Origin of the sequence: Flavobacterium sp. PL11, assembly GCF_035985025.1 — a bacterium.
Taxonomy (GTDB): Bacteria; Bacteroidota; Bacteroidia; order Flavobacteriales; family Flavobacteriaceae; genus Flavobacterium.
This window is the reverse complement of record NZ_JAXCIA010000003.1, coordinates 105,031-118,795: the sequence shown is the minus strand read 5'-3', so window position 1 is coordinate 118,795 and position 13,765 is coordinate 105,031. Positions and strand designations below refer to the sequence as shown.

Here is a 13,765-nt window from a genome sequence, read left to right as displayed (position 1 = left end):
AAGATGAAAGCAATAATTAACCCATTGTATTATAGTTTGTTTTTACTGTTTTTTTTTAGCAATTGTACTTCAGATAATATAGATGCTCCAGAGCTTATGTGTACACAGCCAGATTTCAAACCTAATATTAAAGTAAGTGAACTTCGCGCTAATGCAAATGCGATTGTATCTCAGTATAAATTTGATGATATTATTGAAGCTTATGTGGTGTCGAGTGATGAAGCCGGAAATTTTTTTAAGTCTATTTCTTTTCAAACTTTGGCAACAGCCGAAACAGCCTCAATAGGTTTTAGCGTACCTGTAGATGCAACTAATTTATATATTGATTATAGACCAGGAAATAAAGTATATATAAAACTAAAAAATCAATATACGGATATTGCTTTTGGAGGAATGCGTATTGGTAATATTACGGTAAGTTCTTACAATGATGGTGGAGTGGGCCGACTTTCGCAAAACGATTATAAAGCAGTTTTGAATGCATCTTGTACTAATTTAAAAGAGGAGCAATTAATACAAAAAATAACTATGGACAAGTTACTCAACGATTCATATTTAAACACACTAGTAGAGCTATCTGATGTTCAATTTACTACAGCCGCTGTAGGACGTCGTTATTTTGAAGAAGGGAAAAACGTAGGTGGCGCAACTAATTGGGGATTGACAGATAAATTGGGTAATCAAGTGTACTTTAGAACCAGTAGTTTCTCTGATTTTGCTACTAATATAATTCCAGCTGGTAGCGGAAAAGTGAGAGGAATTTTAACCAAGTATGGTAATGATTATCAACTGCTAGCACGTTCAGAAAAAGATGTTATTATGAATGGATCTAGAGCTAGTGCTTTTTTTTCTCAAGATTTTGAAACTGTTGTCGATAAATCAAATGTAAATCTTCCGGGTTGGGCTAATATTGTGCAGAATGGTAAAATTTCGTGGAAAGGAGGAGTATACTCTGGAAACGGTGTGGCTGAATTTGCAATTTCGGGGGCAAAAGTGGTATCTAATATAGCATGGTTGATCTCACCAAAAATAGATATGGATGTTTATAACAAGGAATCTTTAACATTTAGAACCGCACAACATCATTTAGACGTAGATTCTGATTTAAACTCATTAGAAGTTTATATCTCTACTAATTTTGATGGATTAAATATTACTAAAGCAATATGGATACCACAAAAAGTTAACTTGCCTAGTCAAGCCACACCATGGTATCAATTTGTAGGAAGTGGAGCGATTGATTTATCTCAATATAAAGGTAAAATAAACATTGCTTTTAAATATACCGGTTCAGGAAAAAATCAAGCTTTAGATGGTGCTTTCCAGATCGATGATGTACAAATTTTTGGAGAGAAGTAATTTTGCTATATTTGTAAAAATATAAAATAGAGAGTTATTATGAAATCCACTTTATTAGCACTTATTTCTTTGCTATTTGTTTCTTGTCTATCAGACACAAATTCAAATATAGATACGCAACCAGTTGATTACAGAGCCCAGAATGAAAAAGAAATTACGGACTACATTGCTAAAAATAAATTAATAGCAAAACAAAGTCAGACGGGTTTATATTATATAATTGATGAGCCCGGTACCGGGAAACAGCCTAGCACAACTTCTGATGTAAGGGTTGCCTATAAAGGATATTTTACTAATGGAAATATATTTGATCAAAGCGATGCATCTGGTATTTCATTTAATTTGCAACAAGTTATAAAAGGATGGACAGAAGGGATTACTTACTTTAAAGAAGGTGGAAGTGGAGTACTTTTAGTACCTGCTCATCTCGCATACGGTAATGGCCGACCAGGAATTCCTGCTGGATCTGTGTTAATTTTTGATATAAAGCTACTAACTGTAAATTAAGTTTTGTGGTTTATTATAGATTAATGTAGTTTAGTTAAAACATTTTGAGTATTAATTAAATGATTGAAGGAATCGATTTAGCACGATAGTCTATTTTTATTATTAGCTAAACGCAACTATTTACAAATAAAGATTATTATCAAATGATGATTTTAATAAAAAAAAATCACGCATTAGCAAGTTTTCACTTTATTAAAAGCATTTATAATCTATTAAAATTTTATTTAAGTTGGCTATATGGTCTTAGTTTTACAAAAAAAACATTTATCATTTAATAGTAACTACATTATATTTAAAACTTATATGGCTAAAAACAACCATATTATTTTAGTCCAATTACTGCGGTTTTTCTGAAATCTTTAAACTTAATTTTGCGATCAATATTTAGTTTTAAATCAATAATCATCATTTTAAAAATTTATGATGACCTTATTACCAGAAAAAAAAGAACCACTTCGTTCAAATGATTAAATATATAAATATAAATCCAAACTCCATTATGAAATATTTTTTAGTAGCCCTTCTCTCTCTAATCTTAGTTTCTTGTCTAAACGACAAAAAAAAAGATAATGATAATCAGGTGATTGATTATAAAGCCCAAAACGAAAAAGAAATAACAGATTATATCGCTAAAAATAAGTTGAATGCTACCAAAAGTAAATCGGGTTTGTATTATGTTATTAATGATAAAGGTACAGGTGCTTACCCTAATATATCGTCAAATATAAGAGTTGCTTATAAAGGATATTACACAAACGGAGAAGTGTTTGATGAAAGTACTAGTAATGGAATTCCTTTTAATTTAAATCAAGTAATAAGAGGATGGATAGAAGGACTAACTTATTTTAAGGAAGGCGGAAGCGGAATTCTTTTGGTTCCTGCACATCTAGCTTATGGAAGTAGTACATATAATGGCATTCCGCCAGGATCAGTACTTATATTTGACTTTACATTGATCGCAGTAAACTAAATTTCAAGGTAGAATAGATCATATTTTAATGGTTTTAAATTTTGCTTATCAATAAAACAAAAGGAGATTTTTCTATAGAAAATCTCCTTTTTTGCGTTTAGAAATTAATGTTTTGTAGCATTTTAAATAATTAATGAAATATTAGGCGTATGTTTCAGTAATGACTGCTAAAGGTTGTGATTTATTTATAATCTGATAGCATTATAAGTCACTCACAAATCCTTAAATTTGCGACTTATTTAAAAATATGTTAGAAAAAGAAGTAATAAATTTCGAAAGAACGGCCATCGTAGGTATTGTAACTCAAAATCAAAGTGAAGAGAAACTCAATGAATACCTAGACGAATTGGAGTTTTTAACTTTTACCGCTGGAGGCCAAGTGGTAAAACGCTTTTCGCAAAAAATGGAACGTCCAAATCCTAAGACTTTTGTAGGAACAGGAAAAATTGAAGAAATTCATCAGTTTGTCAAAGAAAACGATATTTCGACTTTAGTATTTGATGATGAATTATCGCCTTCGCAGCAAAAAAATATTTCCAAAATACTAACCGAATGTAAAATTCTAGATAGAACCCACCTTATACTTGATATTTTTGCGCAGCGTGCTGAAACCTCGTATGCGAGAACGCAAGTAGAGCTGGCGCAATGTCAATATTTATTGCCAAGACTTTCTGGAATGTGGACGCACTTAGAACGTCAAAAAGGAGGAATTGGAATGCGTGGACCTGGAGAAACGGAAATTGAAACCGATAGGCGGATTGTACGCGATCGTATCGCATTGTTAAAAGAAAAAATAAAAGCTATAGATAAGCAACAAGGTGTGCAACGCGGAAACCGTGGTGCCATGGTTCGCGTAGCTTTAGTGGGTTATACTAATGTTGGGAAATCGACTTTGATGAATGCTATAGGTAAAAGTGATGTTTTTGTAGAGAACAAGCTTTTTGCTACTTTGGACACAACAGTTCGAAAAGTGGTGATTAAAAACTTACCTTTCTTGCTTTCGGATACGGTAGGATTTATCAGAAAACTGCCAACACAATTAGTAGATTCATTTAAAAGTACATTGGATGAGGTTCGCGAAGCCGACTTACTATTGCACGTTGTTGATATTTCGCATCCTGAGTTTGAAGACCATATTGCATCAGTAAATCAAACCTTATTGGACATTAAAGCTAATGACAAACCAGTGATTATGGTTTTCAATAAAATTGATGCTTACAAACATTTGACCATAGACGAAGATGATTTAATGACCGAAAAAACATCAAGACATTATACACTAGAAGAGTGGAAATCGACTTGGATGAATAGAGTGGGACAAGAAAATGCGTTGTTCATTTCAGCAACTAATAAAGTGAATTTTGAAGAATTTAGAGAACGGATTTATGAGGCGGTGAGACAAATTCACATCACTCGTTTTCCTTACAATAAATTTTTGTATCCTGATTACAAAGATGCGATCGAGAAAGAAGACAAAGAAGATAACGACGCCGAATAAATAAATTGTTTTATAATTTAGAAAATCCCTTTTGAGTTTCAAGAGGGATTTTTTTTGGGCATGACCCAGCTGTAACTCCCCTTGGTCGGGAGTTACAGCTGGGTCGGGCTGTGCGCTGCAATCTTTTATGTAGTCCCGAAAATTCGGGACTACATAAAAGGATTTCCACTTCCATCCCTCATGCGAAACGAGTTCGATCTACCCTACTTGACGTGAGAACAGCAAAAAAGGATTTTGATGATTTGTAATAAAATTATTATTTCTATATTTGGGGATAATAAGTTGTTATGTGTCGTATAAACAACCGAAATTGGGTTTATAAGCGTTATAAAGTACCGGATATCCACAAGTTATAAGCCATTTTTGAAAAACGAAAATATGAAAAATTACGAAGTATCAGAACTTAATATTAAAAATACTTCAGAAGAAGAACAAATAAGAACAAGAGTTATTTTCGAAGATTTACGAGAACGAGCACGACAAATGAAATTCTTTTAGAAAGAGAAAAAGATTTTTTATGTATGGGTCTAAAGATTTCAAATTGGGATGATGGAAAACAAGAAGAATTTTCTGCTTGTGAAAATTCTATTTTTAAAGAGCTCTATCTTACTTACTTTCATAATAACCTTGAAGGCCCTTTTTTTAAAGCTAAAAAAGCAAAAGCAGTGAGAGTTTCAGAATTAGAAAAGATTAAGGATTTTAAAACTCTAATGAATTTATCGGACAGTTGGTTAAAGCAACTTGAAATTGAAAATCATAAAGAACCTATTATACAGGAATTATCAATTGAAACAAGAAGAGATTTAAAAAAGCTTAATAAAAAATACTCTGGATTAAACAAAATTTTTAAAAGGCAGAAAGATGATTTTAGATTAAAAAAAGATAAAATAGTTTTACAATCAAAATTCATTTTTTTACTTGTTAAATCGGTAATTGAAAATAATGATAGTAAAGATTTTGAGATTAATTTCTCAAATGAAATAATTGAATTTGGAATTTATTCTTTAGTTCATATTATTAGTAGACATTACGCAGAACCTATAAAAGGGGATGAAGATAAAACATATCATTATAATAATTTTTTTCCAGCAGAATTACATCTTGACCTTAAAGACATATTAATTGAAATTGACAAACTAAATATAATTAATATAAATTTAACCGACAGAATTATTTTTAAATTTAAAAATGTCACCTATAAACTTTGGATACAAAAAAGAGTCAAACAAGTTAAAGGAGGAGGAAATATAAAAATTTTTAGAATACAAACATTTTATCCAATCTATTCCGGAAAAGACTTGAAAGACATTTCAGAAAATTATAATGAAAACGAAATTTCAGAAAACTTAAGTGTTTTCGTCAGTAAATAAAACGGCTTGTAACAGCGGTTTTGCTAGATTGCGAAATATGTGGTAAAATCACGTTTATCTTTCGCAAGAAATTTTATCTTAGCTGAAAAAGCTCGGTTACGAAGTTCGCAACCTCTCAAAGCCGCAAACGTTGTACGCAATGGCACCGCAGTAGACCAAAAAACCGCATAAATAAAAATATATGAATCCTACTAATTCGACAAATCTAAAGAATAGAGTAAGTAAATTACACTTGCCTAAAACTAAAGCATTGTTGCCCTTATTTGAAATTATTAGTAATTCGATTCACGCTATTCAAGAAAATAGAGCAAAAAACTCTATTAATATTATGGGTAAAATATTAATTGAAACTATCCGAAATGGTGAAGAGGTTGCTCTAAAACAAGTTTCTGATATAGAAATTTATCCGATAAATTCGTTTAATATAATTGACAATGGAATTGGTTTAGATGAAGAAAATATTACTTCATTCGCCGAATTTGATTCAGAAAGAAAAGCAAAAATTGGAGGAAAAGGAATTGGAAGATTAGTTTGTTTAAAGGCGTTTAATAAAATTATTGTAGACAGTATTTATTTTGAAGAGAAACAATTTAAAAACCGCAAATTCGAATATACAAAATCAAAAAATGGCTTTGATAAATACGTTGATAATGTTCCTAGTAATAAGAAAAACACAGGAACTAGTGTAGTACTTTCAAATTTAGAAGGAGAATATATTAAACAAATTCCTTTAAGTTTATTAGAAATCGCAAGACAAACGATAACTCACTTTCAGCTATATTATATTCAAGGAATTGAACCTGAAATCATAATCAAAAATCAAGATGATGTAGAAGTCAATCTTACAAACTTATTCAATAGCGAATTTGAAAAAGAAATTTTAGAAAAAGATTTTGAAATAGGCGAATATGCTTTTAAAGTTTTTATATCAAAATCATTTAAAGCAAAAAGTCATAGAATCTATTATTGTGCTCACGAGAGAAGTGTCAAAGATGAAGGTTTAGGAAAGTATCTAGAAGATTTAAAATACAGCATAAAAAGTTCTGAAAATCATGAAGGATTTTATTTTCAAGTTTATATCGTTAGCGATTTTTTAAATAAAAACGTTAATGAAGAAAGAACTAACTTTAATTTTACCATTGAAGAAGATAATGACGAAATTGACCTTGAAGAAATTACATTGTCAAAAATACGAAAAGCATCGATTATTTGCATTGAGGATTTATTATGTGACTTTTTGAAAAAAATTCGTAAAGAAAAACTAGACATATATTATCCAATAATTGACAGAGAATTTCCAAATTACAATAGTGTAATAAACTACAACAAAGAATTAGTAGAAAAACTTCCAATTGGTCTTTCAAAAAATGAACTAGACTTAAAGTTATATGAAATTGAAAGTCAATGGCGAATTAAAGTAAAGGCAGAAGGAATCGATATTATAGACAAAAAGAAAGATATAACTTCATTAGAGGAATATTCACAACTTTATGATAAATTCCTGACAGAATTTAATGAAATAGGACAATCTGATTTGGCAAGATATATAATTCACAGACGTTCTGTAATTGATTTATTGGATAAACTTATAGAACTTAATGAAAAAGAAAAATTTACAAATGAAGACATTGTTCATAGTCTATTTTTCCCCATACGTGAAACAGGAAATACTGTTACATCTGACAAACAAAATTTGTGGTTATTAGATGAAAGATTAACTTTTAATTCACTGCTTGCATCTGATAAGTTATTCAAACAAATTAAACAATTAGATTCTGATGCAAGCGAAAGAATGGATATTGTCATAAAGAAAGAAGAAATTTTTGATAGTGCAACTATATTTTCAGAAGACAAAATACCATTTGAATCATTTACAATTGTGGAATTTAAAAAGCCTGAAAGAGATAACTATAAACACGGTGACCGCCAAAAAGACCCAATAAAGCAAGTTAGAGCATATATAGATGAGATTATTAAAGACAAAGCAAAACTAAAAGGAAAATCTTTTGGAGCATCCAAAAGCACCCCATTTTATTGTTACATTGTAGCAGACATTACTCCTACTCTTTTAGAAATATTACACTACGAAAGTTTTGACCCAACTCCAGATGGTTTAGGTTATTTTAAATTTTATAGCACAATAAATTCAAAAGCTTACATAGAAGTTTTACCATTTAAAAAAGTTATCAAAGATGCTAAACAAAGAAATAAAATATTATTTGATAAATTAAAACTATCATAAATAAAATTACATCTGTCGATAGCTACGCCTTTGTTGGGCTTGAACAGCCAACAATAAAATCGCGATTAAAACTAACAATTTGAGAGTCAGCTAATACCATAGAGTTATCGTAAAATTATCCGAACGATTATAAAAAGCAAGAACGCCTCTTTTTTTGCAGTAAAGTGAAGGTGGTTTCGATCTTGATTTCCCTTACTTTTTATTGCACGACAAAATAACTATATTCAAAATATTGCTTACACATTTAGAAAACTAAAGAGGCTTGTGTACGAACTGAGGTCCACGATAACTTTTGCGTAAAAGACATAAAAAATTTGAGTTTTATACCAATTGTTGGTATCTTTGATAAAAAAAATTATGGCACGAAATACATCAATATTACTGGGAGACTATTTTGAAATTTTCATCAAAGAACAAATGGCTACAGGAAAGTATAGTTCCGTAAGTGAAGTTGTTAGAACTGCTTTAAGAATTTTCGAGCAGGAAGAAGCTAAAACAAAATCTTTAATCAATGAACTAAAAATTGGAGAACAGAGTAATAAAATGAAAGATTTTGATCGTAAAAAAAATCTTGAAATGCTGAAGGCTAATTTTCAAAAATAATGTCAGAGTACATAATTAGTGAAAAAGCGATAGAAGATATTAATAACATTTGGATTTATACCGCAGAAAATTGGTCTATTGAGCAAGCAGATAGATATTATAACTTAATTTATGACGAGATTGAGTATATTGTTAAAGATTTTGAGATGGCACGTGACTTTGGGAAAATTAGGAAATCGTATAAATATTCAAAAGTAAAATCACATTTAATTTTCTTCAAAAAAGATAAAATGAACGAAATTGAAGTCGTCAGAGTTTTGCATGAAAGGATGGATATTGAAAACAGATTAGCAGAATAAAAAAAGCTACGCTTGACAGTGAAGGCTTCGTTGCGTTCGCCGCGGCGAACGAACACCCGAGCGACAGCGAAAGGACGAAGTAATAAATCCGCGGTTGAATCTTCCGCGGCGGACAGGCTTGATCCGAGTATATCCATTACATTATGGAGTTATCGTGAAAAATATTTGAAGGATTACAAGAGGCAAGAACGCCTCTTTTTTTTGCAATACAATATAAGTAACTTTTATAATGGTTTCATTTACTTTTTCTGTGTACAACAAATCAACCTGTTTACCTAATAGTTAGCCTTTTTCGAAGAAGGCCAAAGCTATAAAACGGTTTATAGTCAGCTTCAATAATTGTACAAAAATGGAGTGAATCTAATATATTGTACATACATTTGTACAAAATACAGTAATTATGTTAATCACAAATATTTCAGATTTCAGAAAAGATATTAAATCTTACTTTGATAGAGTATCAATAAACTTTGAAACGCTAATTATAAACCGTGGGAAAGATTCAGGAATTGTTGTTATATCACTTGAAGAATATAATTCACTGATTGCAACAAATTATGAATTATCAAACAGAACTAACGAACGTAGGTTAGATTCTGCAATTGATAAGTTTAAGAGAGGAAACTCATTTTCTAAAGACTTAATTGAAGAATAAAATGAAATATGTCTTTGTTGATGAATCTTGGGAAGATTATTTGTACTGGCAAAAAATAGACAAGAAAAAAGTTAAAAAAATAAATGACCTACTCAAAGATATTTCAAGAAATCCTTTTGAAGGAATAGGGAAACCAGAACCATTAAAATACAAGTATGCTGGATTTTGGTCAAGAAGAATTGATGATGAACATAGATTAATTTATAGATTTATCGAAGATGAAATTCATATTTTGAAATGTAGACATCATTACGATTAACATTAGTACAGCAAACTCTATGGATTTCTTACTTTCGCCGCAGCCAACCAACAACCGAATAATAACAATCGGAAGAAGTAAAGAACCCACACCTGAATCCTTCGCGGCGTCAAACCAATAACCATACAATAGCAATCTGACGAAGTAATAATGCCGTAATTAAATCCTTCGCGACGGGTGGGCTGGAACAGATAACACACCGTCGACATTACAGAGATATCGTAAAATTATTTACAGCATTATTAAGAGGCAATCAAGCCTATTTTTTTTAGTAGAATAAGACTGATTTATATCGTGAACTAATTTGCCTTTGTGCACCACAAATCAACTATATTTACCAAAACGTTAATGAGTTTTGAGAACGTTTAAGGTTTTAAGACTGAACAACGTTGTAAACAATACTCAATAGAGAAATAAAGTACTATTTTATTAAACCATGATGAACATTAACTTTTTTTATAACTTATTCACTTGGCTAATATTAACAATTTTACCAGAAATGGTATTTTCTCAAACGATGGACTTTACCACTCAAAATGTAAAGTTTGAAAGTGAGGGCGTCACCCTTGCAGGTTCAATTTTAACGCCTAAAAAAATAGTTGCAGCAGTTGTAATTGTTCATGGGTCTGATCCAGTAAAAAGAGAAATGGAGTTCGCAAAACGTCTTGCTAAAGAAGGTTTTGCTGTATTGACGTATGATAAACGAGGAGTTGGTGAATCTGGCGGTTTATATGCAGGACCATCTGTTGGTACAAATAATATTGACAATACTAATCTTAATTTATTAGCTCAGGATGCAAGTTCAGCGGTAAATACATTTCAAACTTATTTGAAAGATAAAAAAATACCGATCGGGTTAATAGGTTTTAGTCAAGCAGGATGGATAATTCCTATTGCTGCAAGCAAAAACACGTTAGTGAAATTCATGGTTTTATTTAGTTGTCCTACCATTACAACATTAGAACAGCTTCGATTTCAGTTTTATACTAATGGAAACGATAATTTTTGGGAAAATCATACAGAAGCAGATGCTCGTGAGCATATCAAAAATGATGTTGATCGTTATCAATTTACAGCAACTGATCCAAAAAATTTTCTAAATAGTATCTCAATCCCAGGTCTCTGGCTTTTTGGTGAAAAAGATATACAGATTCCAGTAAAGTTGTGTATCGAACAATTAAATACATTGAAAGCTGAAGGCAAGCCTTTCGAATACACCCTGTTTTCTAAAATAGGGCATAATACTGTCAATGACAATTATACAGTTCCCTTTGATATTTCGATTCAATGGATAAAGCAGAAAACTTCTGAGATTAAAAAGTCTAAACCATTAAAATAAAGCGGTGCCTAAAAAGGTAAGAGTTCATTGCGTTCATCGCGGCGAACGAACACCCGCGCAATAGCGGACAAACGAATTAATGAATCCGCGGCTGAATTCTCCGCGGCGAACATGATGGAATTGATTACAGGCCGTTAACATAATAGATTTATCGTAAAATTGCCACAAGTCGCTAATGATTGGTATTAAGAGCCATTACCGTCTCTTTTTAGTGAGGTAAAAAATGAGAAGTTTTTGTATTGTTTTCATTTACTTACACGCTTCAACTCCCTTAGCCACAAAGCTAGCTTTTACCTGAACTTGCGCTAAGAGTATCATTTCTGGGCCAGGCAGGGAAATTATACTATTTAAAAGCGGTTATTATATTCAAATTACTTGTTTTGCGATCTGGGCACTTTATTAAAAAACTCTTTCGCCGGTCTTTTTAGAACTTTTGCCTTAATTTTTTTCTATAAAAAATTTAGTTTAAAAACATCAAATTCTGGTTCGCTGATTTTGATTATATTTTAATTTAGTGAAAACTTTAATCACGACTATCTATTTAAGTAGTCCTCAAAGTTTTTATTGCCGGTACATAAATTACAGGCATTAATCTCGGTCATTTCAAAAAGAAATCTATACCGAGATCAAACTGATCTGAAGTACGATAGATCCCATCAATTCAGCAATTGATTGCCGATAAATTTTCCGGTATTTTACTATTTTATGCTCTTTTTTAATCTAATTCTAAATGATTTTTAATTAATTTTACAACAGCGTTTTTTATATAACAGATTACAGAATTTATAGTTCTGTAGCAGTCAAACCAAACTCAAGGCTACTTCAAATTAATGTTTCAAAAGGCATTTTATTTTAGAGAAAACACAAGAGTTACAAGTTTTTGTGCTTCAAATTACTGCCAAATGTTTGCGGGAATTACAAAAAACAACTAGTCTAAATAACCAACGAACTTAAAATTCTTAACTTAGTTATGAAAGAAATTTTTAAAAAAGTAGACAGTAGGATCATAAACAAATTTGATAAACTAACTATAAAAATTATGAGAAGCACAAGCAGACCTGCTATTCGCTTATCATTTGGTATTATTTTTATTTGGTTTGGGATACTAAAACCATTACATCTTTCACCAGCAGAAGGTTTGTTGAAAACAACCGTAACGTGGTTGCCCTTTGGCTCTCCAGATAATTGGTTAATAATTATTGGTTGGTGGGAAGTAATCATTGGAGTTTTCTTTCTCTTTGAAAAAACAACGAGAATAGCAATTATACTTTTATTTACTCAGATGGTAGGAACGTTTATGCCTTTAATTTTTCTTCCTGCGGTAACTTTTCAGTCGGGTAATTTTTTACTGCCAACGTTAGAGGGGCAATATATAATTAAAAATCTGATTATTATTTCAGCAGCATTAGTACTTGGTGGAGAAATTAACAGAGCAAAGAATTAGAAAAGAAAGGACCGCTATACTCGTGGGATTCTTTGCGTTCGCCTTGGCGAAATAACAAAAAAAGATAGTGAACGAACGAAGTAATGGACTCACAATTAGACGGAACTAAGTAGTTGCCTCAACATTATAGACTTGTCTAAAAATTATTATAAATGCTTGTAATTATGGGTAACAGGAAGCAATTTCGCCTCTTATTTTGCAGTATAATTAGCGTAGTTATTATCAAGATCTTACACGAATACCCTTGACCAGCTCGGTATCTTCCGAGTCTAGCAATTGAACTTTAGCTATTGGCAAGATACCTAAAAGCGTCACGCTGGTCAAAAACAGCTAGTCGCGAAGAATTGTCTGTTTTGCCGTAAGGACTTTTGGATAAAAAGATTTGTCTTTACATTTCTAATATTTTAAATTTAATTTTCCTGTGAAATTTTAGTTTTTTTCCTTTTCCAGATATTACTAAAAAACCAATAATGGCGTATTTTTTTTAAAACGTTTGGGCAATCCCGATAGCTATTGGGAGCATCGCAAACCTTCGGATAAAATCCTCATGAGTGCATATCATTTTATTTTTTGAAACCGTCTTGCTTGTAATCCTTAAGGGTAAAATGCTCGTCTTGATTGTCAATGCTTTGGAGAAAGGTACATAAAGTTTGCCACCTCACCTGCTGGCTCGTTTGCTAAAAATGTCCAATCTATATTTCCTTAATGCTCTGACCACTTGTACAACTTTGAGTTGTTGCGCATCTAAATTTAAGCCGTACAAGCGTAAGCTGCGCACTTCAAATAACGCACGCCACAAGTACAAGAGTTTAATTAAGATTTCATGTTATGTGGATTACAACTTGTAAGTAACCGCCAAACTGTTTCTTTATTAGTTACCGTGAAGCGTTTTTTATCATTTTTCATTGATGGCAAATGGGGGTATTTATTCGGCAATCCCTCTGATTTTAGCAAAACCGAAGCCCAAACACATTTTTTAAAGTACGTTTTTAAAGGTGTTTTAGATTGTTTTTGAAGCATAAATAGGTACTCTTGTAGTTGCTCAATGTCTAAAATCGTTGGGATTTTTTTGAAATTTAATTGTATAGCCGTAACATGCTTACCGTAATCTCTATGGCCACTTTTACTTCTGCCATAAACAAACGTGGCTCGCTTAAAACAATGAAATAAAACCGCAAAATCAGGAATCTATGCAATGGCATGACCGATGCTATTAGTTA

Annotated in this window: 13 protein-coding genes; 12 read left to right on the top strand and 1 reads right to left on the bottom strand. The window is 31.5% G+C overall.

Features of this window, described 5'->3' with window-relative positions; translation table 11 throughout:
• The first annotated feature begins 3 nt into the window (after nucleotides 1-3).
• From RCH18_RS02955 to RCH18_RS02900, 12 genes are all read left to right on the top strand, one after another.
• The gene (locus tag RCH18_RS02955) at nucleotides 4-1,359 is read left to right on the top strand and encodes a DUF5689 domain-containing protein (protein WP_326935274.1); all 1,356 of its coding nucleotides are present in this window, start codon (nucleotides 4-6) and stop codon (nucleotides 1,357-1,359) included.
• Nucleotides 1,360-1,398: 39 nt separating this feature from the next.
• Nucleotides 1,399-1,866: an FKBP-type peptidyl-prolyl cis-trans isomerase gene (locus RCH18_RS02950; protein ID WP_326935273.1), complete on the top strand. Its 468-nt coding sequence runs from the start codon at nucleotides 1,399-1,401 to the stop codon at nucleotides 1,864-1,866.
• A 499-nt stretch (nucleotides 1,867-2,365) separates the two neighbouring features.
• Nucleotides 2,366-2,836 (top strand): FKBP-type peptidyl-prolyl cis-trans isomerase, encoded by a 471-nt coding sequence (locus RCH18_RS02945; RefSeq protein ID WP_326935272.1) that lies wholly within the window; start codon nucleotides 2,366-2,368, stop codon nucleotides 2,834-2,836.
• A 247-nt stretch (nucleotides 2,837-3,083) separates the two neighbouring features.
• A complete protein-coding gene (gene hflX / locus RCH18_RS02940; protein WP_326935271.1) occupies nucleotides 3,084-4,334 on the top strand; it encodes a GTPase HflX in 1,251 nt (416 codons plus the stop codon).
• Between the two features lie 521 nt (nucleotides 4,335-4,855).
• Nucleotides 4,856-5,704, top strand: a complete 849-nt coding sequence (locus RCH18_RS02935) for a hypothetical protein (protein WP_326935270.1) — start codon at nucleotides 4,856-4,858, stop codon at nucleotides 5,702-5,704.
• A gap of 181 nt (nucleotides 5,705-5,885) precedes the next feature.
• On the top strand, nucleotides 5,886-7,946 hold the full coding sequence (locus RCH18_RS02930; RefSeq protein ID WP_326935269.1) for an ATP-binding protein: 2,061 nt from the start codon (nucleotides 5,886-5,888) through the stop codon (nucleotides 7,944-7,946).
• A gap of 357 nt (nucleotides 7,947-8,303) precedes the next feature.
• Nucleotides 8,304-8,549 carry a type II toxin-antitoxin system ParD family antitoxin gene (locus tag RCH18_RS02925; RefSeq protein WP_326935268.1) on the top strand — a complete coding sequence of 82 codons (246 nt, stop codon included), beginning with the start codon at nucleotides 8,304-8,306 and terminating at the stop codon, nucleotides 8,547-8,549.
• Complete coding sequence (locus tag RCH18_RS02920) at nucleotides 8,549-8,848, top strand: type II toxin-antitoxin system RelE/ParE family toxin (protein ID WP_326935267.1); 300 nt, start codon at nucleotides 8,549-8,551, stop codon at nucleotides 8,846-8,848. The genes RCH18_RS02925 and RCH18_RS02920 overlap by 1 nt, the downstream gene beginning before the upstream one ends.
• A 400-nt stretch (nucleotides 8,849-9,248) precedes the next feature.
• Nucleotides 9,249-9,503, top strand: coding sequence for a type II toxin-antitoxin system Phd/YefM family antitoxin (locus RCH18_RS02915; RefSeq protein WP_326935266.1), 255 nt, complete (start codon nucleotides 9,249-9,251; stop codon nucleotides 9,501-9,503).
• Nucleotide 9,504: 1 nt separating this feature from the next.
• Nucleotides 9,505-9,762, top strand: a complete 258-nt coding sequence (locus tag RCH18_RS02910; RefSeq protein WP_326935265.1) for a Txe/YoeB family addiction module toxin — start codon at nucleotides 9,505-9,507, stop codon at nucleotides 9,760-9,762.
• Nucleotides 9,763-10,198: 436 nt separating this feature from the next.
• On the top strand, nucleotides 10,199-11,101 hold the full coding sequence (locus RCH18_RS02905; protein WP_326935264.1) for an alpha/beta hydrolase family protein: 903 nt from the start codon (nucleotides 10,199-10,201) through the stop codon (nucleotides 11,099-11,101).
• Nucleotides 11,102-12,140: 1,039 nt separating this feature from the next.
• Nucleotides 12,141-12,545, top strand: coding sequence for a DoxX family membrane protein (locus RCH18_RS02900; RefSeq protein ID WP_326935263.1), 405 nt, complete (start codon nucleotides 12,141-12,143; stop codon nucleotides 12,543-12,545).
• A gap of 813 nt (nucleotides 12,546-13,358) precedes the next feature.
• Here RCH18_RS02900 and RCH18_RS02895 read toward each other — a convergent pair.
• A complete protein-coding gene (locus RCH18_RS02895; protein ID WP_326935262.1) occupies nucleotides 13,359-13,565 on the bottom strand; it encodes a hypothetical protein in 207 nt (68 codons plus the stop codon).
• Between the last annotated feature and the right edge of the window lie 200 nt (nucleotides 13,566-13,765).

Coding starts and splice junctions, on each gene's coding strand:
- RCH18_RS02955 (WP_326935274.1), top strand. CDS start 4: ATGAAAGCAATAATTAACCCATTGTATTATAGTTTGTTTTTACTGTTT.
- RCH18_RS02950 (WP_326935273.1), top strand. CDS start 1,399: ATGAAATCCACTTTATTAGCACTTATTTCTTTGCTATTTGTTTCTTGT.
- RCH18_RS02945 (WP_326935272.1), top strand. CDS start 2,366: ATGAAATATTTTTTAGTAGCCCTTCTCTCTCTAATCTTAGTTTCTTGT.
- hflX (WP_326935271.1), top strand. CDS start 3,084: ATGTTAGAAAAAGAAGTAATAAATTTCGAAAGAACGGCCATCGTAGGT.
- RCH18_RS02935 (WP_326935270.1), top strand. CDS start 4,856: ATGGGTCTAAAGATTTCAAATTGGGATGATGGAAAACAAGAAGAATTT.
- RCH18_RS02930 (WP_326935269.1), top strand. CDS start 5,886: ATGAATCCTACTAATTCGACAAATCTAAAGAATAGAGTAAGTAAATTA.
- RCH18_RS02925 (WP_326935268.1), top strand. CDS start 8,304: ATGGCACGAAATACATCAATATTACTGGGAGACTATTTTGAAATTTTC.
- RCH18_RS02920 (WP_326935267.1), top strand. CDS start 8,549: ATGTCAGAGTACATAATTAGTGAAAAAGCGATAGAAGATATTAATAAC.
- RCH18_RS02915 (WP_326935266.1), top strand. CDS start 9,249: ATGTTAATCACAAATATTTCAGATTTCAGAAAAGATATTAAATCTTAC.
- RCH18_RS02910 (WP_326935265.1), top strand. CDS start 9,505: ATGAAATATGTCTTTGTTGATGAATCTTGGGAAGATTATTTGTACTGG.
- RCH18_RS02905 (WP_326935264.1), top strand. CDS start 10,199: ATGATGAACATTAACTTTTTTTATAACTTATTCACTTGGCTAATATTA.
- RCH18_RS02900 (WP_326935263.1), top strand. CDS start 12,141: ATGAGAAGCACAAGCAGACCTGCTATTCGCTTATCATTTGGTATTATT.
- RCH18_RS02895 (WP_326935262.1), bottom strand. CDS start 13,565: ATGCTTCAAAAACAATCTAAAACACCTTTAAAAACGTACTTTAAAAAA.